Below are 25,115 nucleotides of genomic sequence, written 5' to 3'. Positions count from 1 at the left end.
CCCTTCCTGTCTATTCCACCGTCACCGATCCGGTCATATACGGATGAACCATACAAAAGTACGACGTGACTCCCGTGTCGTTAAACGTGTAGCTGAATCGCTTGTTTCCGTTTGGCTCAATGATGCCGTTCATGACCCCGTCATAGGAAGTAACCGTATGCATCATCGACCCTTTCAAGATCCAGGTCACCGTCGTTCCTCGGGTCACCTTGATATGAGCCGGAGTAAACTTGTCGTCCAGCACATCGACCAATACTTCCGGGGCTGGCCGGATCGTATAGACCCCCGTCTGTACCTCACTGGCGTTGCCGCTCGTATCGATCCCGATCCACTTTAACGTAGTGGTGCGGTCGATGACAATCGGTCCTGTGTATAACAGGGAGCGCGCCGTAGGGAGCGTGCCGTCCGTCGTATAGTAAATCTTCGCCTGCGGGTCCTCGTCTTGGATCGACAGCTGGACGGTCTGGGCGCTTGTATACGTGCCTCCCGGCGGATCGGCAGTGACAGTAGGCGGGGTAATATCAGGACCGCTGCTTTGACACTCCTGGCCCAATTGATAGTCTATCTGAATCTGATTGGAAGAATTGTCTGCCCCTACCCTTGCGCACAAGAAGGAAGAGATATAACTGACGGGAGCCATAGTTTTCCCTTTTTTCTGCAAGATTGGCGACTCCAACTGCACCTGCTTGCCGTTCAACAGAGCTTGCTTCTGCAACGGCCACAGTTCCATCTCGGTGTGCTCGGTCTTGTAGGTCAGGCTGCGGTCTTCCGTACGGGCTTTCAGAACGCCGCCCAACTGTTCAGCGATAAAGCCAAGCGGAACATACGTCTCGCCCTTTAGCCGGAACGGAGCAACATCCAGCATGACATGCTCGCCGTTCACCGTGGCATGCGTGCTGCCGATGTCCAGCGTCATCGTGCTTCCTTCCGATGAGCCAGCCTCTTCGATATGTGTCATCGTATGCAGCCCGCCCGGGTAAACACCGTCATTGGTATTATCCACGATTTGGTGGCTATGGAACGGATAATTCCCGCTTTGGTCAAATACAATCAGAATATCCTTTGTTTCCCCAGGGTCCAGGTTGACCGTATCCTTTTCTAAAGGAAAATCACGCGGAACGCCGTTCTCCGCGATTACCTGAAAATGGTGACCGTGCAGATGCATCGGGTGTTCGTCGTAACCGGGGTTGATCAACCGAACCAGAATCTTTTCCCCCACCTTGCCATGAATCATCGACCTGGGATCATCCTCCAGATCAGGGAACGATTTTCCGTTAATCGTCCAATAGCGGGGGTGGAACTTGCCAGGGTCGTAGACGAGGCCGTCTGCTGCCGACTTGTGCCAGGCCGGATCAAGCTCATTTACATGAAAGACATACTCCTTGTCGTATTGCGGCCCTCCTGTCCATGCCCGCTTTTGCGCGCCCTTTGCCTTCACAACGAACGGTCCGCTCATTCCCATCTGCACGCCGTAGCCCTTCCCGTCACCGGCATAGTAGTAATAGGAACCGGCCTGGACAGCCTGGATTTGACGGGTGTGACTTTGGCCGAGGGCCAACGCTTGCTCTGCTCCGCTCGGGCTGTCGATGCCCTGGAAGCGAAGCGGATACACCCGAAATTCCGAACCGGCTTGTTTGGCTCCGATGTGGGTGACCGTTACCTCAAGCGTATCGCCTTCTTCCACTTCCAGCAGCGGCCCGGGGAATACCGCCGTTCCCTGCTTGTTCTCCAGACTGTACCCCCACATGTACAACTGCTTGCCGTCCGGCAGCGTCAGCAAGCCGTCTGTGGCAAATAGTTGAATTTTCTTCACATCAGCCGCATTTGTATGCAGGGGCGACAGGAGCAGAAGCAGGAAACAGACTGCCAATAATAGCCCGTAACGCTTGATCGTCCCGGCGCGCGTCATTCCACTCACCTCCCTGATCATCTTGGCTTCGACTCCTCCCCGTCTACATGGATCGTGTAGGTACCGGCCTGGTCGAATTTGACCAAGACATCGTATCTCTCCGCCGATGCCAACGTCAGAGACTGCTTATTGAGCGACTTTTGCAATGGCCGACCATCCGACGCTATGACTTTAAACTGTCGCCCATTCATATGGAAGGTATGCTTTTGGTAACCGGAGTTGATGAGTCGGATCAAATACGTCTCCCCCGCCTTTGCTGTAATGGAGGTCTTGGCGTTTTTGCCGCTAAACTCGCCGTTCAGCGCCCAGAAATCCGGATTGAAGACCGTTCGGTCATACGTTTGCCGTTGTTCGACGGCTTTATGCCACGACCGGTCGATTTCATTCAAATGAAGTACCACCTCTTTATCGTAAGAGGGCCCTTCCGTCCACGCCTGGTTGACCCCTTCACGGGCTTTCACGATAAAACTTCCGGTCATCCCCATCTGCAAATGCTCGACCGTGTCGACGTGACAGTGATAGAAATAGGTGCCAGCATACTGAGCCTTAAACTGATAAGTAAAGCTCTTTCCGACGAATACCGGAAGAGAAGTATGCGGAACGCCGTCATTTTTCTGATTCGTATTCAAGCCGTGGAAATGAATCGTATGAGCTACCGGCAAAATACCTGATTTGGATGGACCGATATTCGTCAAAGTAATTTCAACCTGATCCCCCTCCGTCACTTCTAAAGTAGGCGCCGGATAAACAGCCGTTCCCTTTTCGTTCTGGAGTGAATATCCCCAGATATACATGTCGCTTCCGTCAGGCATCTTCACGTACCCGTCCGTTGCATATAAATTGATTTTTTTAACCGTGTTCTCCTGTGCGGCGATCGGTTGAATGGCGCCGTATTTCAAGGCCGCCACGATAGACACGCAGAACACAGCTACCGTAGCCAGTCTTTTCATAGCATTCATCATCCGCTCGTTCCCCCCATCTTAATAACATTCTCGTCCCTCCCCGGACAGGAGATGGACGAGAATGATTCAGGATTAAATACCCAGCTCGTCCAATAAACGATAGATCATTGTGGCAGCCTGCGCTCGCGTTGCGTTCGCATTAGGACGGAAGGTATTGTCTTTGAAGCCATTGATAATGTTCTTCTCTGCCAGAAGCCCGATACTGGATTTGGCCCAATTCGGCAAGCGTCCGGCATCTTCAAACTGCACATCCTTCGTGGAGCCGGATGCCTGCAAGGTTCTGGCTAACATAACCGCCATTTCTGCGCGTGTAATCCAGACACCTCCATCGAAATAAGCAGCTCCGTCAGCTCCAGAGTGTCCCTGTATAATGCCTGCATCAAAGGCAGCCTGGATATGGCCTTTGGCCCAAACCGGAATTTGACCGGCATCGGCGAAGGACAGATCAGGGTTGCTTTGGACCGGGAGACCCAGAGCAGAAGCAATCAACATCGTAAACTCGGTTCGGCTAATTTGCGAATCCGGTTTGAACGTGTGATCGTTGTAACCTTTGATTATCTTCATACCTGCCAGGCGATCCAGCGACTCGGAAGACCAGTGATGATCCGTATCTGTGAAAGATATCGGAGAAGGATCGGTGAATACGGCAAGCGTCCGGAAGTACTTGGATTGAACCGAGATGGTGCTGTCCTGCGCGTTTAATTGTCCGCCCAAATAGATCCATTGCTTGCGGCCTTCATGATAATAATAAATGGCTGCTTTGCTTCCGGCCTTGATATGGCTTGGGTTCAATGGCAGAGTGAATACGGCTGGATGCTGCAACCGCTTGTCGCCGGCAGCCTTGAATTCGTAAATATCGCCTTGCAGTTCTAACGGAAGACCCTTTGGCAGCAGCTTGTCGCGCTCAGCCTGATCGGCGATTTTCCTTATCGTAACGGTGGTGTCCTCAGAAAGCGCTCCTTTCGGAATGACGACCTTCGCCCCTCCTTTCAACTGAACCGTCCCGCCAACTGATGCCTTGACCGCTTGGGAGCTGGCATCCGACTTCACTGAAGTGTCGTCCGGGTCAGAATCAGGGTTGGAGACCGATCCACCGCCGTTTGAGCCGCCTCCGCCTCCGCTTCTTGTGTAAGTGACAACAAACGTAAGCTCTTGTCGATTGCCGGCCGTATCCGCAGCAACCAGAACAAACGTATTTTTACCTGCTGACAACGTTGTCGACAGGGAGAATGCATGCTGATTTAAAGTAACCGCGTTTCCATTAATGGTCAGCTTTACATTCGGGTCATCATCCACGACAGTTCCTTTCAACACATAATTGGCACTGCTGACCGAAGCGCTGGATTCCACGGTGATGACGGGTTTGGTACTATCATTTCTGGGATCGATTTTCACCTGGCGGCTATCTTGCTCATTCGTTTGAATTCGATGGTACCCCGTAGTCGCCAAGATGTTTTTCAACAAGAGCGAGGTCGAATTCGTCGGCTTCAAGGCCTCGAAGCGCAACGTAGCAAGCTTAATTTCGGAAATCGGATCATTGCCAGGCAGTTGATTTTTGATCAACGCATACTTTAATAGACCGTTTTGTTCATCCACAATAATATTGCTGCTCGGGTCAGCAGCCTTGAAGCCTCCCGGCAGTTCCAGCTTCTCCGGGATATAAGCCAATACCTCTGGATCGTACTTGACGACAAATTCGATGCCCATCAACTCGCGGGTTTCTAATGCGAGAATGGGAACCGCGATCTCGTCCTTCACCTGATAAGAGCTTGCGATGGCGCCGAGTCTGATATCCGCTTGTTGTACGGCTCCGTAAACAATGCCAGTGCCGGTCGAAAAACTCCCGATTGCCAGCAAGGCCACACAAGCGAGCAACACCGTTTTGTATAAACCTCTTCCCATTCCTTATCCTCCCACTGTCCTTGACTTGGGCGCTCTGCACCTAGGAAAGGAATACCAGCCCAGAGTTAGGGCTGGGACTGGTATTCCGACGATTAAGATTCGAGCACTTTTCTGGCGACAAACGAAATATCCTCGATATTGATTTTGCCGTCGTGATTAATGTCCAGTCTAGGGTCAAATGTGGTTTTGCCATAGGCTTTTGCTACCAGGGTGAGGTCGGTGATATTGACTTTGCCGTCCTGGTTGACGTCAGCGCTGGACAGTCTGATTGCAAATGTTTTATCCTCGGTCACGGTCACCAGATTGCCGTTGGCATCCGAGAACTCGCTTCCTCTTATTAATGTTGTGTTTCCGTCGCCCTTCACTTTGAACGTAATGTCCACTAAAGCGATATCACCGCTGCGGCCAGGAGTGTCCCCAAGGGCAGTCAATGCTATGGAAAGCTTGCCATTTACGTTCTTCGCGAACAAGAGCGCGTTGTTGCCTTCGCGACCAAACTGATCGTTAATCGCACTGCTGACATACTCAAGTTTATCGGAATCATAAGTGAGCAGCAGTTTGGACGCGTACAAATCCGTAGCGCCATGAGCAGCTACCGTAACTTTTACTTCATCGCCGGCCTCAAGAATTCTTCCGGTGAGATCCGTGCTTAGTACAGGCTCAAATGCGGCAACAGGGTCATTCGTTTCTTTAATATCCAGCTCGTTGATCGACCACCAGTTGGCTGGTGCACTTCCAGTTTGCGTAATTTTGACAAATTGCGCTTTAACGGCAGGGAAGGAAGCGACGATTTTAACCACTGTGTTATTTGCATTCTCAGCCACTTTGCTCCAGCTTTGTCCGTCCTTCGATACTTCAATTACGTATCCTCGCGGGTAATCTGACGGATGCCCGGAGGCGTCAATGATGACCTCGTTGATGGTTTTGACCGCTCCCATGTTAACCTGGAACCACTGTCCTGGTTCTTGGAAAGCGCCTGAATCCCATCGTGTGCTCAGAATTCCGTCGATGACATGCTTTACATCTGAAGGAGAGCTTGTATCATCGCCTCCTCGCGGAGAGTGCGTAAATGTCCAAGAAGCTTTGGAACTTGGCGGGAACGCATACATTTCATGAATAGAGAGCCAATAGCCTTGAGCGCTGCCTTTATTCAGTATTTTGATATACCGTGCATCCACCGCCTGGAAGGTTTCATCCGCAACCAGTTTATTCCAGCTAGTGTCTTTGCTCGCAACAGTCGTCCATGTTTGACCGTCCGTCGATACCATCAGATCGTATCCCCGGAAATAGTCCGGATGACTGCTTGCTTCCGATGTTGGCCAATGTGACCCGTGATCGATCAGGACGCGGTTCACTTTTTGGACTTTGCCCATATCAATCTGGTACCACATACCTGGCTCTGCGTCCTTCTCTGTTGTCCAGCGAGTTTCTTGCTTGCCATCGATTCCCTCATTCGGCTTGGAACCGTTACTTGCGATTGCTGTCCATCCTGACCGGCTATACGCACCCGTCGTGTCGGGAGGCGTATTTGGGTTTTCTGAACTGTTGCATTTGTCATTGTTGCAAACAATCGACTCCGTAGGCGCAGCGTCCCCATCGAAGCTGAACTGAAGCCAGTTGAGATTGTTCCCGCCGTCAGGGAAGACAATGTACACATCATGGAAATCTGACTGATCTCCTGCACCGTGAGTCGTATGGGTGACATCGCTGCTAATTGTGGTCCAGTTCTGCCAGCCTCTTGTTGAATTAGCTTTGGCTGTTGCGATTTTCTCCCCGGTCGGACTATCCAACCGCGCCTCAACATTTAAGCCGCTGTAATCAGAAGCTAACCGGAAATATAATTTTTTGAGATTTTTAATATCAAGATGCTTGAACATCAACCAATCATTTGGATCTGTAAAACCGATGTTTTGGCCCCCGTAAATATCAGAGGTGTTCTCCTTCTTAACGCCCTGGTTGTCAAGGGAAGTTGGACTGCCGCCTCCCGTGGCATCAAAATCCGCAGCATGAACACGTTTATTCCTGAAGGTAACGGAATCGGAAGCAGTTAACGGTACTGTATTAGGCGCGCCTTTGTCCGTTACAGTAGCCGCAATGTTCCAAGATATTTTGGCTTCCGGACCATGACCGTCATCAAACAAGGTAATAGGCGCCGAACAACCGGTTTGACTCTCGAACGGATGGTAATGCGCATCGTGCAGCAAGTTCACAGACCAATGAATGTCTCCGCAGGCAATTTCCCCGTCCTCTTCATCGCTCGCACGCGCAGTTGCCGTGATCGTTTCCCCGTTGGTAAAGAACTTTCCGTTAGGCGGGTAAGTAATTTTCACGACAGGAGCCGTATTGCCGGCGACAATCGTGGTGTTCCATACCGATGCTTTCCCCGCTCCGTTTGTCACCTTTAATGTGACTTCATAGGAGCCGCTCGCCGTATACGTATGGGATGGGTTCGGATCCGTGGATGTGCCGCCATCACCGAATTCCCATTCATAGGAGAGAGTATCTCCATCCAGATCTTTCGTTCCCGTTGTATCGAATGTAACCGTAAGCGGAGTTTTTCCAGATGTTGCGCTTACTTTTGCCTTAATAACCGGATTACGATGCAGTTGTCCATAGAATATTTTGGTGATACCATCTTCGGAGTCTGCTTCCCAGGACTTGCCGAACTCCACGACATACAAGGCTCCGTCCGGCCCCACCTTCATATCAATCGGAGCATACAAGCCGGACAGGAAGTCCTCCACCTTCTCAACTTCACCGTCATCATCAGTAGTGATAGCTTTAATCCAGTTTCTTGCAAAATCGTAGACCAACAGTTTGTTCTTCAATCCGGGAATAGCATCAGGTCCTGTGTAATCGTAGACCGGCCCCGCCAAAGCAGTTCTTCCGTTTTCTCCCCAGACCGGATCTTTTGGATATGCGTAGAAGGCAATCGGTTTTTTGGTCTGTGCGAATTTCTCGGCAAATACAGCGTCGTCAATTTGGTTATAATGAGTGGCTCCGACGAAGTCTCTTTTGTTATATACCTTATCGCCAATACCATACGGCCATCCGAAGTTTTGACCCGGAGCAGTGACCGCATTGAATTCGTCATAATCTCCGTTAGCCCCGTTGGCGAAGGTACCATCCGGGCCTACATCGCCTTCATAAATAATAAATTTACCATGCGACTTGGTGGTATCGAAGGAAATACGGTAAGGGTTTCGGAATCCCCAGGCATAAATATAATCCCTGGCGCCGCCTTGTCCCGTGTAGAACGGGTTATCGCTAGGAGCGGAACCGTCTTTGTTGATACGAAGAATTTTACCCCGCATGTCATCGAGGTTCTGGGATGTTTGAATCGCACCAACCTGCGGTCCTTGAGTAGGTGTCAAGTTGTCCCCGATAGTTAAATACAGCTTGCCGTCCGGACCGAATTTCAAATATCCGGCTTGGTGACAGCAGGTAACGTCCGTCGGGACATCGAGCAACTTCTGCTCGGACTTGAGCGTGCCGTTCTCGAACTTGAATCGGGAAAGATGGTTGGTTAGTTTTCCGGGCGTAGGTTTAACCGGATTGGTATAGTATAGATAAACGTAATTGTTGGTCTCATAGTCGGGATCAAGGGCAATCCCCATCAAGCCGTGCTCGCCTTCCGTATTTGTCGGAATATTCAAAATTTCCTTTGCATCCCCTTCTTGGGTTACCGTGTATACTTTGCCAAAAAGACTGATTACAAAGATTGTGCCGTTCTTTGAAATTTCCAAACCGGTTGGGCTTGCAATGGTTTCCTTTACAAGCGGTACCTTTTGCACACCTGGCTTCTTGGAGGGTTGGTCGCAATCTGTATCTTGAGCCTCTCCCCATGCGTATTTGAGGCCGCCAAGCAGATGCAATTGGAAGTCTTCATTAAACCAGGTTTCCGGATGATGACCTAATCCGGTGTAGAACATTCTTCCTTCAGATACCGGGCTGCACCAAGCGGTTGGACGATCTTCTGTAAGACCTCCCGTAACGCCATTGCTGTTCAAATCCAGGCTTAGCAGGATGTGCTTGCCTTTATCGCGAGGGTTTTCTTTAAAGTAGTATACTTCCTCGAGCGCGGTCCAGGAACCATTCAGATGGGAAGTCGCCGGATGGTTGGTGTCTTCTACGTTAAAGGTAACCGTCTGCGTCCATGGATGATTGTCGAAGTATGCCCCGGTCAATTCACCGTATTCCGGCCAATCATAACCGGTATCCGTGGCGGCATGTGCTCCCACGAAGCCCTTGCCCGATTTGATAAAGTTCATGAGGTCCTGCTTCTGTTGATTCGTCATTCCCCATTCACTGAAATTACCAGTCGTGTTGACAAAAAATACAACGTCATATTTGGAAAGATTAGCCGCATTCAGATCGGCTACATTTTCCGTAAAGTCGACCGTAAAATTGTATTTTCTCCCCATCTCGGGAAGCGCAATTTTAGCCCCTTGATCAATCGACGCGTGACGAAAGCCTGTCGTCTTCGTGACTGCCAAAATTCTGTGCGATACACCATGATCTTCACCATCATGCGCGAGCGCTGTTCCGTTATTGACGAAAGTGCTGAGCGGTAACAAGATCGTAGAGCACAACATCATGAATGCCCACAATGAGTTTACAATAGAACGCCGTCGTCTCATGCAATAGTTTCCTCCTTAGTGAAATGGAATTTGAACATTAGCCAACTTTGAGATTAAAGCTTCGATTGTTACCGCTTTCTTTTACAAGTGCAGTAACAATCGAATGCTCAGACTTCCGCTACTGATACCCATCTGCGTTCCACAATTGAGCGGTCTACCGCTTCGAGCACTTCCTGGCAGCGAACACCGTCTTCAAAATCAGGAGAAAACGGCTTATCATTTGCAATTGCTTGCATAAACTCATAAGCCAGATGCACGAAGCCGTGCTCATACCCGATCGTATGACCCGGAGGCCACCAATTGGCGACATAAGGGTGAACGCCCTCCGTTACCATAATAGTGCGGTAGCCCTGGAGATGGGGTGGGTCGTCGCGAAAGAATACCTCCAGTTCGTTGAGCCGTTCCAGGTTAAAACGAATGGAGCCTTTGCTGCCGTTAATTTCAAACAGGTTGCCGTTTTTCCATCCCGATGCAAACCGGGTCGCTTCGAACGAGCCGATCGCACCGTTTGCGAATTGCGCCAGAAATACTGTCGCGTCGTCTACCGTGACATCTCCGTATTCGGAGGACGCTTGAGCGGTAAGCCCGTTCATGGATGCAGGAATCGGACGCTGCTTGACGAAGGTCCGGTTCACGCCAATGACCTGATCGAATTCTCCAATGAGATAATGGGCCAAATCAATGCAGTGGGCATTCAAATCACCGTGCGAGCCGGAGCCCGCCACTTCTTTCTGCAGCCTCCAGGCCAGTGGGAAATCCGGGTCGACCAGCCAATCCTGCAAATAGACTGCACGATAATGATGAATTTCCCCTAATCTGCCTTCTTCAATGATTTGCTTAGCCAGTTGAATGGATGGCAGGAAGCGGTAATTGAAGCAGATGCCGTGTTTGACTCCGGCCTCCTTTACTACTTGAAGCATCTCCCTTGCGTCCTCCAGGTTGAGCGCAAGCGGCTTCTCGCAAAGGACATGCTTGCCCGCCCTGGCCGCAGCCAGCACAATGTCCTTGTGGGCATTGCTCGGCGCATTCACATCGATGACATCAATGTCGTCCCGTTTGATCAATGCCATATAATCGGTTTCGTACGATTCCCATGCAAGTCGCTCCGCAGCCTGCTTGACCGCTTCCTCATCGCGACCGCAGATCGCTCTCATCGTCACCTTGGCATCCATGTCGAAAAACATCCCGACATCCCGGTAGGCATGGCTATGCGCCTTGCCCATAAATTTATAGCCGACCATTCCCAAGCGAATTTCCGGTTTCATGCCCACCACATCTCCCCGGCTTTTTCTCTGATTAAAGCCTGATTCAAAAAGCGGGCAGCTTTCTGGAAGCCTTCGTCTACCGACATCAAGCCGTCTTCATGTTCGATGCTGATGACTCCGTCATAACCGACTTTGGTCAGTGCGCTGATAATGTCTTGCCATTCCTGAAGTCCGTGACCATAGCCGATCGTCCTGAAAATCCAGGAACGATCCAATTCCTGATCATACGGTTTTAAATCGAGAACGCCATTCAACGCTGTATTGCGTTTGTCGATAGACGTATCCTTGGCATGGACGTGGTAGATGGTGCTGCCGAGTTGTTTAATGCACTCCACAGGGTCCATTCCTTGCCAGTACAGATGGGACGGATCGAAGTTGACCCCAATATTGCTTCCCGTCTCTGCTCTGAGCCGCAATGCCGTTTCCGTGTTGTAAACGACAAAGCCCGGATGCGCCTCAATCGCTACCCTGACGCCATGCTGCCTGCAGAAGTCCGATTGCTCCCGCCAATAAGGCAGTACCTTCTCGGACCACTGCCAGGCGGATACCTCCAGAAAATCCGGCGGCCAGGCGCAGGTAGACCAGGAAGGATACTTGGCATGTTCGGAATCCCCAGGGCACCCCGAGAACGTTACCACTGTTTCAACACCCAAGGCCTCTGCCAGGCGAACCGTTTGGACGAAGTCGTTATGATGCTGCTGTGCAACCTCCTTATTCGGATGCAAAGGATTGCCATGACAGCTCAGCGCGCTGATCTCAAGTCCCCTTTGTTCAATCGATTCCTTCAAGCGGACAAGTTCTTGCTGATTGTCAAGCAGGACGCCGGGATTGCAGTGGGTGTTACCGGGGTATCCCCCGGTCCCCAGCTCCACCGCCTGCAATCCCGCCTCCTGGATTTTATCAAGTGCTTGTTCCAGGGGGGATTGGCCAAACAATACAGTGAATACACCTGATTTCATTGCGTTCCTTCCTTTCTTCATAGATTATAATGATTAATAATTAATGATTAGTATTTCGCATCCGGATTGTAGAATTGATCTACGTTTTCAGGCGTAACCGGTGTAGCTTCCAGCACGATGCTGTGAGGTACGCTCTTCTCCCAGAAGCCTTCCAGTCCTTTGCCTTCCAAAATCTTCGTAGCCAGATTCACAGCCGTTCCGCTCATTGTCGGGGAGTACGTCAACGATACGATGACTTCCGGCTTTTGTTTTTCTTTCATCATTTGATAAATTTCCTTCATACCGCCCGAGCTAACAATAAACATCTCATTCTCGCGTCCGGCATCACGAATCGCTTGCACGATGCCGACAGTCATATCATCATCTTGGGAATAGACAGCATCGATCTCTTTGTTGGCTTGCAAAATATTTTCTGTAGCCTTGAGCGCTTTTTCACGAGTAAAGTCTCCTGGCTGAGAAGCGATAATTTGAATGCCAGGGTAGTTTTGGATATAGTCGCGGAATCCTTTACTGCGCAAATCCGTAACTGTAGACGGAACGCCGGAGATTTCGATGACCTTCCCTTCCGCCTTTCCTTTCGTCTTTTTCAATTGCTCTACCAGGTAAACCGCGTCGCCGTGACCGATACCATAGTTGTCCCCGCCGATGTAAGTCCGGTAGTTCTCCGAGTTAATCGCCCGGTCGATAACGATCAGTGGAATGTTGGCGTTGGCAATTTTATCCGCTACTGGCGTGAGCGCTGCAGACTCGATCGGCAACATGACGATAGCATCGACTTTCTTGGTAATCAGATCCTCGATATCCGAAGTTTGCTTGGCCGGATCTTTGGCCGTATACAAGAAATATTCAATGTTCGGATGCTTCTCGGCTTCCGTCTTCGTATTAGCGACCAACGCGCCCATCCAGCCGTGGTCGGCCGACGGTACGGAGATGCCGAGCTTGTATTTCTTGCCACTTGATTCGTCTGAGCTTTGGGCTGACGTTGTATCGTTTGACTTCGGCGTTTCCGATTGGTTGGTGGTTGAAGTAGTTGAAGTTGCAGACGTGTTTGAATTGTTTGAGCAAGCCGACAGCATCAACATCAGAATTCCTGTGATGACCATTACACTTAACATCCATGTCTTATTTTTCTTGACTTTCAACATGTTAAATCCCCCTTAAGTGAAGTGAATTGATTAAATGAAGTAGATTGAATTGAAAAGCGTTTAATCCCGTTTTTGCAGCATGACAGCAGTTAAAATGATGGCGCCTTTGACCACCCCCTGGATATAAGGAGAAATATTCACCAGATTTAAGATGTTGCTAAGTACACCTAAAATCAAAATACCGAATATAGTGCCAACCAGGCGTCCCCGACCTCCAGCCAGACTCGTTCCGCCAATGATAACGGCTGCGATTGCATCCAACTCATACATGTAGCCGGAACTTGAGGTAGAGACGGAATTCAACCTGGCCGTCTCGATGACGGCTCCGATTGATGCCGTTAATCCACAAATCACGTAAGTCAAAATCGTAATTCGGAAAACCGGCACCGCAGACAAGCGTGCAGCCTGCAAATTGCCTCCGACCGCATAGATACGCCGACCGAAGACTGTTTTCTCTAAAAGGACATATCCGAGGAGAGCCGTAACCGCGAAGATTATGACCGGAACCGGAATTCCTAACAAATAAGCATTGCCGATCTTGCTGTAAGCCGAACTGCTGCCGGAGATTGCCCCCGCATCTGCATAATATAGCGCAACAGAACGGGCGACGGTCATCATGGCCAAGGTGGTAATAAAGGCCGTAATCTTCCCGTATGTAATTAATAATCCATTAATCAGCCCGATGAATGCGCCAGCAGCCAGTCCTAGCAGGATGGACACCGGAATGGGCAGACCGTAATTGACCTGGGCCGCCATCACTACCGTCCCCGATACTGCCAATACCGATCCTACTGACAAATCGATGCCTCCGAGTAAGATGACAAAGGTCATTCCAATGGACAAAATCCCGACAATTGAGATTTGCCGCAGGACGTTCTTGATATTAGCCAAGGAAAGAAAGCTATCGCTAATCAATGCAGCCAGCACAACCAAAATTATAAATGCAAAGGCCACGCTGTATTGCTCCCAGAACGTTTTAATCCAACGACGATCCTTTCCTTTGGAACCAGCTTGAATTTTACCCAGTTCCTTGTCTTGCGCAACCGATCTAACCGGTTGATTTGACATCTGACCTACCCCTCTCTATCATTCAAACTTGTTTGTTACACCCCTGCCGCCAAGGCCATGATTGCATGCTCGCTGGCTTCCGAATGATGAAGTTCCCCCGTTACCCGCCCTTGATGAAGGACGATAATCCGATTGCATATCCCCAGCAGCTCCGGCAATTCGGAAGAGATTACAATCACCCCCTTTCCTTGCGCTGCAAGCTTGGCTATAAGATGATAAATTTCACTTTTGGCGCCTACGTCAATGCCCCTTGTCGGTTCATCGAGGAAAAACAATTCCGTTTCTGCTACTAACCATTTTGCCAGGACGACTTTCTGCTGATTGCCTCCGCTCAAATGCTTGACGGGGTGTTCGACCCGATTGAGTTTGATCCCCAGTTCCTCAACCTTCTCGTGTACAATTTTCTTCTCTGTCTTGCGCCGGATAAAGCCGAAGCGATTGATTTTACCCAAGCTCGGCAAGGTCATATTGTGAGCTATGCTCATATCCAGCAGCAGTCCCGTTTGCTTGCGATCCTCCGTCGCAAAGCCGAACCCCAGGCGCACGGCTTGAATCGGCGAATTCACGCTCACTTCTTTACCTTGGTAATACACCTTGCCGCGATGAATCGGTTTATCTCCGAAAATGGCGCTCGCCAGTTCCGTACGTCCAGCTCCGATGAGGCCGGCAAAACCTAGAATTTCTCCTTTTTGCAACGAAAATTTAATATCTCGAAAAAACGGTTCGCTGCTCAGGCTTTCCACACGCAAAATTTCACTGCCGAACTGTGACGGCTTGTCGGGGAACAGATCCTTCAGTTCCCGACCTACCATCAAATTAGCAATCTCCCGCTCGGAGATGTTGTCAAAATTTCGAGTAATTACATGCTTTCCGTCCCGCAGCACTGTCATCCGGTCGCAGAAGAGCTTCAGTTCGTTCAATCGGTGGGATATGTATATGATGCCTACGCCTTGTCTTTTCAGCTTGTGAATGAGAGCAAACAGCTTTTCCGATTCACGTTCCGTCAACACAGCTGTCGGCTCGTCCATAATCAAAATTTCAGCATTGAGAGAAAGCGCTTTCAATATTTCTACAATTTGCTGTTCTCCGATGCTTAATGTGGACACTTTAGCTTTAGGACTAATCTCCAATCCCAGCTGCTCCAACAGCTTCGACGACTCGTTTTCCATTTTGCCAAAATCAACAAATCCCATTCTCTGCGGTTCCCGTCCTATAAAAATATTCTCCGCTACTGTCATATAGGGATTGAGGTTTAATTCTTGATGAATAATCGAGATGCCATATTGCTGGGAAACCGAGGGCGACGACATGCGGACAGATTGACCTCTTAAAATTATCTCCCCCTCGTCCGGCTCGTGAATTCCAGCTATGATCTTCATCAGGGTGGATTTGCCTGCACCATTTTCCCCTAGCAGGGCATGAACCTCTCCTTTGGCAAGATTGAAGCTCACCTGATCTAAAGCTTTAACACCAAAAAACTTCTTGGTAACCGCTTTCATTTGCAATATCATAAGCAATCTCCTCTTCTGTACAGCATAAGAAAACTCCCTTCAACTTTGCTAGTCATTCAATACTTAATACATTGGATGAATAAAGTTTAGGAAGTTCCAGATACATCTTGTAGTAATTTTTACCTCATCTCACTAGCTTGAATTAAATATAGCACATTGATTTTTAACTGACAAGTGGCTTTTTAAATTCAAAAAATATATATGTCGATTAGGTATAAAGTCTTGGATTGAAATGATATTGATTCTATATTCGCATATAGTTCACTAAAAAATGCCAATAATCGAACGAAATACCTACTATACCATCCGTATTTCTTTCTATTTTATTTTGATTCTGTTAATATAATATAAAATGGATTTCTGATTTTTGATTTTATAATTGAGTACAATTACTTGGTTGTCCATTATCCCATTTATACAATCGATCAACAAAGTTTATAATCCAAATCTTTATATTTAAAGTGAGGTAGTCTATGCATATCACCGGCGATCAACATCTTGTCAAAAAAATCAATAAATCTATCGTCCTTGAAACGATTAAAAAAAAATCCCCGTTGTCCCGATCCCAGATTTCTGAATTGACTGGACTTCATAAAGGGACCGTATCTTCTTTAATCAATGAACTGATTGAGGAGGATTTGGTTTTTGAAATCGGTCATGGCTTATCCAGCGGCGGCAGACGGCCCGTCATGCTTCTGTTCAATCAAGAAGCGGGGTATGCCATCGGCGTAAATTTGGGGGTTAATTTTATATTGGTGATATTGACCAATCTTCAGGGAGAGGTTATAGATGAGAAAACAACCTATTTTGAACAAACTTCACTGGATGTAGTAATCCCTATGCTAATTGAGGCGATCCAGGCGATGATTGCACGCGCGCCAAAGACCACCTACGGCATTATCGGAATCGGGATCGGGGTTCCCGGAGTTCTTGATGACAAAGGAACTATATTGCTTGCCCCGAATCTGGGCTGGGAAAATGTCGATCTTCATCGTATTTTGACGGATGCCTTCCAAATCCCTGTCACCATTGAGAACGAAGCGAATGCCGGAGCGATCGGGGAGAAGGAGTTTGGTTTTGGCAAAGAAGATGCGAACCTGATCTTTGTCAGCGTCGGGATCGGGATCGGAACCGGGATATTGCTGAACGGGGAAATTTACCGCGGGGCTTCCGGCTTTTCGGGTGAAATGGGGCATTTTGTCATTGAAACCAACGGTAAAAAGTGCAAATGCGGCAGCAAAGGATGCTGGGAACTGTACGCTTCCGAAAACGCCCTGATCGAGCAAGCACGGCAGTTCCTCGTCGACGAGTCCGGGGACCAAACCCTTGATATCAATACGCTAGTTGCCATGGCAGATTCGGGATCGGCTAGAGTCATTCATTTATTTAATCAAATTGGCGAGTATATCGGCATTGGGATATCCAACATTATCAACATGTTCAATCCGGAACTTATCGTAATCGGGAATCGACTTGCTGTAGCGGAAAAATGGATTAAAAATCCGATCATGCGCATTGTCGAGCAAAGTACATTCCCTTTCATCCGGCGGCAGTTGCGAATCAGCTTTGCCAGCCCGGCCACCGATTCAATCGCCTTAGGCGCAGCCTACACCGCGACAAAAAGTTTCTTTTCCAATACCAAAGTATGGGTGGATTAATACAAAAGCGATCCTCCCCTGCCTAATCGGTCAAGCTCTCTGTCTGTTAGTAAAGCATAGTCACTAAGCAACAATCTGGCGTCGTACGTTTCTCTTCCCCTTTATTATGACAAAATAACAAATTAAGCTGCTTTATTGTGCGATTGAATAAAAATAAAAGTATAATAGAGAGGCTAAACCTAAAAATTAGTGGTTGAACTCCAGGGGGAGGGGGCGCTGCGTGGCAGAGGATTCTTCCGATCGCTGTTAAAGCCCGACTCCTTGATTTCATGGAGGTTTGCAGGCCGAATCGGGCTTTAAAGGCGACCACGTTCGTTTCTCCAGAATTCCTCTGCCCCTCCGCTGCTCTCTCCTCGATGTCAACCACTAATTTTGGTTTTAAGCCATAACAGAGCATACATATTTATGAAAGGGGTTTAACGATGTCTGAAAAGCTGACTAACATTTTCTATGAGTCCCATTCAGGCTCATGGGCATTTTTGCTCATTCTGTTCGTGGTCGCGTTCCTCTTGGCCAAGGGCGGCAAAGCAAAAGGAGCCAAGATTGTCGGGATGGTGCTTAGGCTGTTCTACATTATCATGCTCGTCTCCGGAGTCGGCATGCTGATCGGCTTCAGCTTCCCATTAGTGTACGTACTTAAGGGTATCCTCGCCGTAATTCTGATCGGACTGATGGAGATGATTCTTGGCCGTACCCAAAGAAGAGAGAAGACCGGCACATTCTGGATTTTGCTCGTTATTTTCGTAGCCATTGTCGTGCTGATGGGCTTTGGAGTTATTTCATTCTAAACAAACGCGATTGTCACTAACATAGCAGTCTCAACCTGACCAAGGGCCGGCACTCTCCAAGTGCCGGCCTTAAAAGTCGACAGGTCTCTTCTATTAAATTCAGATTTAAACTTGCAAAAAGGCGCCTGCCCAGCTCCTGCCAGCTGAACGGCACCCTCGTAAACCCGACTTGCATCAAAATCTCCATTGCCTAAAATCTATCCATTATTCCGCCTGCTGTTGGCATTCGCCGCAAATGCCATAAATCTCAAATCTATGACTCATAATCTTGAAGCTCTCCGGCAAATCCATACTCTGCTTCATCGGGCAGTAATCAAAGGTAATCGTCTTCTCGCACTCTAGACAAATTAGATGATGGTGATGGTGCTTGAAACAACTTCCCTTGAATTTCAATCCGCCTTCCATAAAATAAAACTGCTCCAGCGCCCCCATCTCACTGAGCATGCGCAAATTGCGGTATACGGTATCAAAACTGACTCCAGGATACTTATCCTTCATCAGATCATAAACGTCCTTCGGAGACAGAAACCCTTCGTTGTCAGCAAAAATTTTTGCCAGTGTACGCCTTTGATCCGTAATTCTCCAGCCGCTTCGAGACATGACAGCAATCATGTCTTCCACTTTATCGCTTGTCGTCATAGCTGCCCCCTCTTTACTTGTTTATTGTTAATCCCTATTGTGGTAAAAGCCGCGCCAAATGTCAAGACTTCGCCTTCTGGCTGACTGTTGCGGGCCTCGTTTAACTCTTGTAAAATAGTTGTGATATAATTGAACCAATGAAACAGAATTTATAGTTATATACACATGGGAGGATGACCCTACATATGAATTGCCCCGTATGTGACAATGTGAAAATGCGTGAAGTTGAAAAAGACGGCATTCTGATCGATATTTGTCCGGCTTGCAAAGGTGTATGGCTTGACCGCGGCGAGTTGGAAAAGCTCATGCAGGGCGTGCGCGAGGTCCGCGAACCGTTCAACAAATGGCATGAGGAACAGGAAATCAGGCAGCAGCTTCCCAACCATGAAGAATACCGCCCCGAGGGTTACCGTCAGACACCTTATAATCAGGGGTCTGCCTACAAAGGCGACTACAATGGGAAATACAGAAAGCCGTATAAAAAGAAAAAAAGCGTCATGGATATTATCGGTGATTTATTCGATTAAGAAAGACCCTTTTCTTCCACTGGCTTCTTTAGCAATCGGTATATGTGATCAACCGAGCGCAAAGCGTATTCTTTAAGCTTGAGCCCATCCTTATCCAATATTGCGAGACACGGAACGCTGGCAATCTGCCACTGTTCCCGCAGCACCGGGGCATAATTGATATTCAGCTTATACATCGGCAGAGCTGCCGTAGTCTCCTGTACGATACCCGCCATCCGCTCTGCCAGCTTGCATGTTCCACAGAACGGGGTATATAGGAGCACTGCTTCCGTATCTGGAATTGCACTCATATGAGCAAGAAGCTGCTGCTCCGTTATTTCTTGTATGGGCAAAGCCATTCGTTCCTTTCCATTATCTCCAATAGATGCGTTTGGGCAGATCAGATACCAACACAAAAGGAGCATCACCATGTCTCACAACAAATCTGTAGAAGAACAAGTCATCCAAAGCTTTCAGCAGGACGAGCAGATGATGATTCTCGTATTTGCGCAATGGTGCGTCAATCACGATCTTGATCCGCAAGAGCTCTACTTAAGAGCCTATCCGAATCAGGAGGCCAATCCCGCTCTCAGGCAATCGCTCAAGCTGACCGTACCGAAGGAAGAGGCCGGTCCTGTGCCGGATGACACCCTGCTTGGCGTGCTCTCGCTGTTTGGCAATGAAGATCTGGCATTCATCGTCACAGAAGAAATCGGCAAACGCAAATCCTGATTTCGAAGCAGCGGACTTCGCCTGACCATCCCGGATTTCCGGCATTCAGCTTTATTTAACCACTATACCACAAACGCAATGCCTATTCGACAAGCGTAAACGGCTTTGCCGTCCTTTCACACCATTCTTAACAACTCGCTCTCGTCCAAAATGTTAAAAGGGTTAGTCCACATGCAGCCTGAGGCTGGTGATGGACTAACCCTTCTTTTATTCCGCGCTTGCGGCAATCCGTTTATTCTACCCTGGTCCGCTAGCTTGCCAGACGGGATAGTTTGACCGCTACTACAGCCGCCATCTCGCGAGTGACTGCAGCACGCGGCTCAAAGCGGCCGTTGTAGCCGGTCATGATGCCTTGCTCATAGACAGCCTGAACCTGCACGGCTGCATTCTTGTACAACTCTGCGCTGTCCTTGAACACAACAGGCTGGGCGCCTGCCTGCAAATCGAATGCTCTGGCAATCATAATGGCCATCTCCTGGCGGCTGACCGCCTGGTCAGGCTTGAATTCGCGAGGCGTCACACCTTGCAGGTAGCCAAGCTCTCTTGCTTTCATGACAGAACCGTAATACCAGCTTCCAGGGAGAACATCGCTGAATACCTGCTTGGCATTGTTGTCCGCTGTCTGTCCGGTCAGCTTGATCAGCAGGGCTGCAAACTCCGCTCTGGTCATCGCCTGCCTAGGCGCAAATCTCAGCTCCTTGGCACTGACGCCGTTCATAATCCCTTTCTCCAGCGCTTCATATACGGAAGCCGCTGCCCAGTCTGAGATCGCAGCATCATCTACAAATCGGGCTGTTGGTTCCTCAGCAGCCGGAATGAGGGCGTATAGCGGCGCAGCACCCTCCGCATAGCGCTTATAGGCGACTAGCGCGAGCAGCGCTTGTTCTGTAGCCATTCCATTGGATTTTTCACCCTTCACATGGGCAAAACCTCCATCCGCATTGCGGTATGCAAGCAGATTGCTCAGTACATCCCGGCCGGATTTTGTGAAGCGCGCATCCTTCGGATTAATGCCGAGAGCCGCCAATGCTATGATTACCTGGGACGCACTTTCACTGTTCTCATCCCCAAACGCCGCGAATTCACCGTTGTTATGCTGCGCGGCAGACAGCCATCTCAACGCCTTATCTGTCGCAGCTTTCACATTAACCCGATCCTGATATGGCGCAAATGACGCCAGAACCATCGCCGTAATATCGACGTCCGAATCGCTGCCGCCCGCAAGCGGGAAGCCGCCGTCTGCATTTTGAACTCCGAGCAGCCAATCGATCAGCTTGTCACGGTTCCATTTGGCAGTCGCAGGAACTTCATAACGACCGCTGTCCAAGGCAATAAGTGCAAACGCAGGGCCATTGGCACCCTGATTGGTCATTCTGTCATGATTGTAAATGGAGGCAATAAGATTGTATCCGCCCAGACGGGTTGGATCGCCCCCGGCAGCCTTCACAGCTAGCGCGATACGCTCTGCATCGGTCACTTTGGTAAACGTGCCCGCTTCATCCTGCACTTGCTTGACAACATCCTGCAAATAGCCTGCCGGAACGCTCTTGCCTGCACGGGCGAGTGCCAAGACTTCCCAATCCGAAAGCTGTTCTTTTCCCAACACCTGTTTTACTGCTGCGTCAATCTCCTTCGATACATCAACTTTGCCAGCAATTCCGCCCGGGACCTTGCTCCGGTCAATAACAGCATATTTTGTAAAATGATCCGTCTTCCCGGTCAAAGTGCCCGTCTTGGCATCAATAACGGCCGGAACCGGAATCCATTGGCCCGTTGCTTCATTAAGCCATGCCAGCACAAGCTGGTCCGGCTGATTCGTCAGAACCGGAACCTTCACCTGAATCGTTACCGGAGACCGAAACTTCGTGCCTGCCGGTGTAAAACGGTAAATGCCCGACACCAGCTCCGTTCCTTCCGCTTGCAGCTCCTCGACCTTGATCGTCAGTTTCTCCGCCACTGCCCCGGCAGGAACCGTCAGTTTCACTTCATCCTTACTGTCCGACAATGTTGCTTCGGAACCCGAAGTAAATTCCTTCTCCATCTTGACCTGATTGCTCTCCAGCGTTTTGCGAAGCTGCTCTGCTACGGAAGCGCTCATACGCTCCTTCGCGTTCAGAACCACAGTGGTCTGGCCCACCCGATCAAGGGGCAGCTCATTATTCGCCGGAAGGGACAGCAGGGCGAAACCTTCGTTTACCGTCTTCGGCTCGCTATTGCCGCCGCTGCCCGAACCCTGGTTCCCGCCCCCGGAAGACGATGGCGTGTCATCAACGGAAGTCGTCGAATCACAGTCTTCCCCATTTAGTGTATAACACCAGGCTACAGAGTCATTGGCACGCAGCTTGTAAGCTGCTGCGCTAATATTGGGATACGAGCCGTTCACGGCATATTTCCAGCCGCTCCGGGGGTATTTAGAGCTGAAGCCTTCGCTCAGTCCGTCAATGCCGGATACATACAAGGAATCCCCGGAGCCTCTTTTCGCATGGCTGATTCCGTGCTCGTCAAGAATCCGCTTCAATACGCTGTATGCTGTATCATCCTGCTCCAATCGAGTACTTGTTGTGCCAATAATGGTACCCTTCTTGCTATGTCCGGTTACCGACAGGGAAACCGTCTCTGTAACCTCGCCCCCGCCACCAGGACTGTAAGAGACAACCGTTAGCGATTTCTCCATACGGACAATACCCGGCGATTGATCCGTATATTGCGAGATCGTCATCGTGTAGCTGCCTGAAGGCAGACCCCCTGCAAAAGTGGCAATGCCGTTCCCGTTTGTCGTGGCTGATTTGCCGCCGGCCTCTACCAGCACGCCACTGGCCTTGCTGGAAATAAACTCCGACGCATTCCAATCCCATTGCAGCTTCGTGACGGCCACGTTAAAGGTTGCCCCACCCTGCGGCTGTGCCGGGCTTACAATGATGCTGCCCGGAAGCTGAGTAGTAAAATCGCCGAAGTAAACTACGACTTCATCCTGATTGTGCAAGGAGAATTCTCCGATGCCGACAGGCGGGTAAATCCATTCCCCACCTCTGCGAATCGCATAGTTCCAGCCGCTGAATACACCATAGCTCCCCGCATCAATGCCACTAATGGAGTCAATGTAGCTGCCATAAATACTATGTTTTACATGGGGTCGAATGTTCTCTGCTTGAAGAGCTGCCAGCAGTCCCTCCAACGCACTGTATGCTGTCGTTATTTTCGGAGCAAGAATTGCACCCTTAGGCCCTTCTACACGGTACGTATTTGTTGTCTTCGGAAGGCCGGTCACCTTCATCGTAGAAACATGGCGGACAAACAAAGGTGCCTTATCGCCATTATAGCCGGTCACCGTCAGCTCATAGCTGCCTGCAGCCTCAATCCCTGCGAATTGTGCGATGCCTTCTGCATCTGTAACAGCTCTATAGTTTCCGATCTGCACCTCTGCCCCGGCAGCCAGGCCTGTTACAGGCACATTAGCGTTCTTATCATTATCCCAAATCCATGTAATGCTTTGAACCAATACCTTAAAAGGCTGTCCGGATTTCGGAACGGCAGGGAGGACGGTAGCCGAGTTTACAAGCTGGGTTTCAGTCCCGCTCAAGTACACGACAATTTTATCATCTACTAACGGCTGGAAGCCTTCCATCCCGACGTCAGGATAAATCCAATGACCGTCGCGATGCACAGCAAAATTCCAATAACCAATATTTGAATTTGATGATTCATTATTAATAGAAGTGATAAGCTTCCCAAAACTATACTGTTCATATTCAAAGTAAATACGATTCGCATTCAGCAAATTCTCAACAGCCTGATACACATTTTTACCTGTCGCTTCACCGCTGATGATTTCTCCGGCGATGCCTTCAATCCGGTAATGGCTGGTGGTCATCACCTGTCCAGCTACCTTCAGCTTGCTTGTGCTGCGGACAATGCTTGGAACTGCACTCTCCCGGTAGCCGGTAATCGTTATATCATAGCTGCCTGCCGGAAGACCTTCCTCCAGCTTGGCCTTGCCATCTGTGCCAGTCGTTAGAGAAATATCTCCGATTTGAATTTTTACGCCTGCTGCCGGTTTCTCTTCAATAATTGCCTGATTGGCAGCAGCGTCCCACACTCTGCCTGTGGCAAGGACAGTCAAGGTAAACGGCTGTTCATCCTGTGGTTCAACCGGGTCTGTCGTTACAGAGCTGACAATGCGTGTAGCCGAGTAATCACCATAGTACACGATAATCCGGTCATTGGATTCCGGCACGAAATCCGCCATGCTTCCATCAGGGAAAAGCAGCTGGCTTTCGCGCTGGACGGCAAACATCCAGCCGTCATCTCCCCCCATTAACCCCTCTGAAATTTTGTCTATAGATATTTCATAAGAACCCCCAGATGATTGTTTTACGGTATAAGCAATGGACTTCTCTTGAAGAAGCGACTTCAGGGCGGCAAGCGCGTTGAATCCTTTCGCTTCACCCGAAGTAACCGGACCTTGCGGGCCCTCTACCGTAAGCGACACATTAGGCGCAACAGGGGTACCCTGATCCGGGAAACGGTAGAGCGGGCCTTCGTTTTTCGTGAACAGATCATAGGCAACCAATGCTTGCAGAGCCTGCTCCGTAGCCAGACCGTTTGCGGCTTGCCCTATAAGATGACTAAAGCTGCCGTCGCTATTCTGGTACTCCAGAAGCTGCTGCACCAGATTCACGCCATTGCTCGTAAAATCTGCGCTTGTCGGATCTACACCATACGATGTCAGACCGATAATCGTTTGAGCGATACTTTCCGCATCCACGCCGCGGCCTGATGATTTCAGCCAGGCGACGATTTTATCGGCAGCCGTTTTGATTTCCGGCTGGTCCTTGTAAGTCGCAATTCCGGTCAGCGCCATCGCCGTCATATCAATACCCAATCCGAACGAACCGTCCGCAAGCTGCTTGTCTGTAATCAGCTTCAACAGATTGGCCCGGCTGGCCTTCGCATCCTCCGGCACAGTGTACGATTTTGAATCATATGCAATCAGTGCAAAGACTGCGGCATTAAGCTCGCGGATGTCCGAATTATAGATACTTTCAATGAGATTATAACCTGACGCGTCAGTTGCATTCCCGATCACCGCGGAAGCGGCGAGCGCCAGCCTGGCATAATCGGTTACAGGCGCTTTCGGTGCATTCGGCTTGTAAAGCTCTGCAATATCCTGCCTCAAAGCTGTCTTGTAGCTTGCAGGCACCTGCTTCCCCGCCCGTGTCAGACCGATAGCTTGCCAGTCATAAATTTTGCTTTGTGCGAGCAGATAGCTGCTCACCTTCCCGATCGCCCCGGCAACATCCGGATTGACCGCATCACCGCCAGCTGCGAAAGCACGATCCATTTCCGCAACTGGTGCGGTCAATGTAGAGAATATATACAGCCACGCCATCATGAGCGCAGCAGATGCTCTCCATTTTAAACGCAATTTCAT

At 49.6% G+C, this 25,115-nt stretch carries 16 protein-coding genes; 4 read left to right on the top strand and 12 right to left on the bottom strand.

Annotation, left to right across the window (positions count from 1 at the left end; genetic code table 11):
- Positions 1-10: 10 nt before the first annotated feature.
- From JFN88_RS04710 to JFN88_RS04670, 9 genes are all read right to left on the bottom strand, one after another.
- A complete protein-coding gene (locus JFN88_RS04710) occupies positions 11-1,930 on the bottom strand; it encodes a stalk domain-containing protein (RefSeq protein ID WP_199018173.1) in 1,920 nt (639 codons plus the stop codon).
- A complete protein-coding gene (locus JFN88_RS04705) occupies positions 1,927-2,871 on the bottom strand; it encodes a multicopper oxidase family protein (RefSeq protein WP_199018172.1) in 945 nt (314 codons plus the stop codon). The genes JFN88_RS04710 and JFN88_RS04705 overlap by 4 nt, the downstream gene beginning before the upstream one ends.
- A gap of 72 nt (positions 2,872-2,943) precedes the next feature.
- Complete coding sequence (locus JFN88_RS04700) at positions 2,944-4,773, bottom strand: S-layer homology domain-containing protein (protein ID WP_199018171.1); 1,830 nt, start codon at positions 4,771-4,773, stop codon at positions 2,944-2,946.
- Positions 4,774-4,865: 92 nt separating this feature from the next.
- Positions 4,866-9,413, bottom strand: a complete 4,548-nt coding sequence (locus tag JFN88_RS04695) for a ThuA domain-containing protein (RefSeq protein ID WP_199018170.1) — start codon at positions 9,411-9,413, stop codon at positions 4,866-4,868.
- Positions 9,414-9,520: 107 nt separating this feature from the next.
- Positions 9,521-10,678 carry a Gfo/Idh/MocA family protein gene (locus JFN88_RS04690; RefSeq protein ID WP_199018169.1) on the bottom strand — a complete coding sequence of 386 codons (1,158 nt, stop codon included), beginning with the start codon at positions 10,676-10,678 and terminating at the stop codon, positions 9,521-9,523.
- Entirely contained in the window at positions 10,675-11,637 is a 963-nt protein-coding gene (locus JFN88_RS04685) for a sugar phosphate isomerase/epimerase family protein (protein ID WP_199018168.1), read from the bottom strand. The genes JFN88_RS04690 and JFN88_RS04685 overlap by 4 nt, the downstream gene beginning before the upstream one ends.
- Positions 11,638-11,684: 47 nt before the next feature.
- On the bottom strand, positions 11,685-12,782 hold the full coding sequence (locus JFN88_RS04680) for a substrate-binding domain-containing protein (protein ID WP_199018167.1): 1,098 nt from the start codon (positions 12,780-12,782) through the stop codon (positions 11,685-11,687).
- A 60-nt stretch (positions 12,783-12,842) separates the two neighbouring features.
- Positions 12,843-13,850, bottom strand: coding sequence for an ABC transporter permease (locus JFN88_RS04675; protein ID WP_199018166.1), 1,008 nt, complete (start codon positions 13,848-13,850; stop codon positions 12,843-12,845).
- A gap of 35 nt (positions 13,851-13,885) precedes the next feature.
- Positions 13,886-15,361: a sugar ABC transporter ATP-binding protein gene (locus JFN88_RS04670; protein WP_199018165.1), complete on the bottom strand. Its 1,476-nt coding sequence runs from the start codon at positions 15,359-15,361 to the stop codon at positions 13,886-13,888.
- 473 nt (positions 15,362-15,834) lie between these two features.
- Between JFN88_RS04670 and JFN88_RS04665 the strand changes: the two genes are divergently transcribed.
- The gene (locus tag JFN88_RS04665; protein WP_199018164.1) at positions 15,835-17,019 is read left to right on the top strand and encodes an ROK family transcriptional regulator; all 1,185 of its coding nucleotides are present in this window, start codon (positions 15,835-15,837) and stop codon (positions 17,017-17,019) included.
- Between the two features lie 422 nt (positions 17,020-17,441).
- On the top strand, positions 17,442-17,807 hold the full coding sequence (locus JFN88_RS04660) for a DUF1516 family protein (RefSeq protein WP_199018163.1): 366 nt from the start codon (positions 17,442-17,444) through the stop codon (positions 17,805-17,807).
- Between the two features lie 204 nt (positions 17,808-18,011).
- Here JFN88_RS04660 and JFN88_RS04655 read toward each other — a convergent pair whose 3' ends face one another.
- A complete protein-coding gene (locus JFN88_RS04655) occupies positions 18,012-18,446 on the bottom strand; it encodes a Fur family transcriptional regulator (RefSeq protein WP_199018162.1) in 435 nt (144 codons plus the stop codon).
- A gap of 185 nt (positions 18,447-18,631) precedes the next feature.
- Here JFN88_RS04655 and JFN88_RS04650 point away from each other — a divergent pair, with 185 nt between their 5' ends.
- Positions 18,632-18,973, top strand: coding sequence for a TFIIB-type zinc ribbon-containing protein (locus tag JFN88_RS04650; protein ID WP_199018161.1), 342 nt, complete (start codon positions 18,632-18,634; stop codon positions 18,971-18,973).
- Here the strand turns inward: JFN88_RS04650 and JFN88_RS04645 are convergent.
- Complete coding sequence (locus tag JFN88_RS04645; protein WP_199018160.1) at positions 18,970-19,311, bottom strand: thioredoxin domain-containing protein; 342 nt, start codon at positions 19,309-19,311, stop codon at positions 18,970-18,972. The two genes, JFN88_RS04650 and JFN88_RS04645, sit on opposite strands and share 4 nt — an antisense overlap.
- Before the next feature lie 70 nt (positions 19,312-19,381).
- Between JFN88_RS04645 and yxiS the strand changes: the two genes are divergently transcribed.
- Positions 19,382-19,684 carry a protein YxiS gene (gene yxiS, locus JFN88_RS04640; RefSeq protein ID WP_199018159.1) on the top strand — a complete coding sequence of 101 codons (303 nt, stop codon included), beginning with the start codon at positions 19,382-19,384 and terminating at the stop codon, positions 19,682-19,684.
- Between the two features lie 250 nt (positions 19,685-19,934).
- Here yxiS and JFN88_RS04635 read toward each other — a convergent pair whose 3' ends face one another.
- A complete protein-coding gene (locus JFN88_RS04635; protein ID WP_199018158.1) occupies positions 19,935-25,115 on the bottom strand; it encodes an S-layer homology domain-containing protein in 5,181 nt (1,726 codons plus the stop codon).

It is taken from the genome of Paenibacillus roseus, from assembly GCF_016424485.1.
GTDB classification, from domain to species: domain Bacteria; phylum Bacillota; class Bacilli; order Paenibacillales; family Paenibacillaceae; genus Paenibacillus_D; species Paenibacillus_D roseus.
Note: the sequence above shows the minus strand (reverse complement) of the source record. Positions and strands in the feature narration are given on the sequence as shown.

Coding starts and splice junctions, on each gene's coding strand:
- JFN88_RS04710 (WP_199018173.1), bottom strand. CDS start 1,930: ATGATCAGGGAGGTGAGTGGAATGACGCGCGCCGGGACGATCAAGCGT.
- JFN88_RS04705 (WP_199018172.1), bottom strand. CDS start 2,871: ATGATGAATGCTATGAAAAGACTGGCTACGGTAGCTGTGTTCTGCGTG.
- JFN88_RS04700 (WP_199018171.1), bottom strand. CDS start 4,773: ATGGGAAGAGGTTTATACAAAACGGTGTTGCTCGCTTGTGTGGCCTTG.
- JFN88_RS04695 (WP_199018170.1), bottom strand. CDS start 9,413: ATGAGACGACGGCGTTCTATTGTAAACTCATTGTGGGCATTCATGATG.
- JFN88_RS04690 (WP_199018169.1), bottom strand. CDS start 10,678: ATGAAACCGGAAATTCGCTTGGGAATGGTCGGCTATAAATTTATGGGC.
- JFN88_RS04685 (WP_199018168.1), bottom strand. CDS start 11,637: ATGAAATCAGGTGTATTCACTGTATTGTTTGGCCAATCCCCCCTGGAA.
- JFN88_RS04680 (WP_199018167.1), bottom strand. CDS start 12,782: ATGTTGAAAGTCAAGAAAAATAAGACATGGATGTTAAGTGTAATGGTC.
- JFN88_RS04675 (WP_199018166.1), bottom strand. CDS start 13,850: ATGTCAAATCAACCGGTTAGATCGGTTGCGCAAGACAAGGAACTGGGT.
- JFN88_RS04670 (WP_199018165.1), bottom strand. CDS start 15,361: ATGATATTGCAAATGAAAGCGGTTACCAAGAAGTTTTTTGGTGTTAAA.
- JFN88_RS04665 (WP_199018164.1), top strand. CDS start 15,835: ATGCATATCACCGGCGATCAACATCTTGTCAAAAAAATCAATAAATCT.
- JFN88_RS04660 (WP_199018163.1), top strand. CDS start 17,442: ATGTCTGAAAAGCTGACTAACATTTTCTATGAGTCCCATTCAGGCTCA.
- JFN88_RS04655 (WP_199018162.1), bottom strand. CDS start 18,446: ATGACGACAAGCGATAAAGTGGAAGACATGATTGCTGTCATGTCTCGA.
- JFN88_RS04650 (WP_199018161.1), top strand. CDS start 18,632: ATGAATTGCCCCGTATGTGACAATGTGAAAATGCGTGAAGTTGAAAAA.
- JFN88_RS04645 (WP_199018160.1), bottom strand. CDS start 19,311: ATGGCTTTGCCCATACAAGAAATAACGGAGCAGCAGCTTCTTGCTCAT.
- yxiS (WP_199018159.1), top strand. CDS start 19,382: ATGTCTCACAACAAATCTGTAGAAGAACAAGTCATCCAAAGCTTTCAG.
- JFN88_RS04635 (WP_199018158.1), bottom strand. CDS start 25,115: ATGAAATTGCGTTTAAAATGGAGAGCATCTGCTGCGCTCATGATGGCG.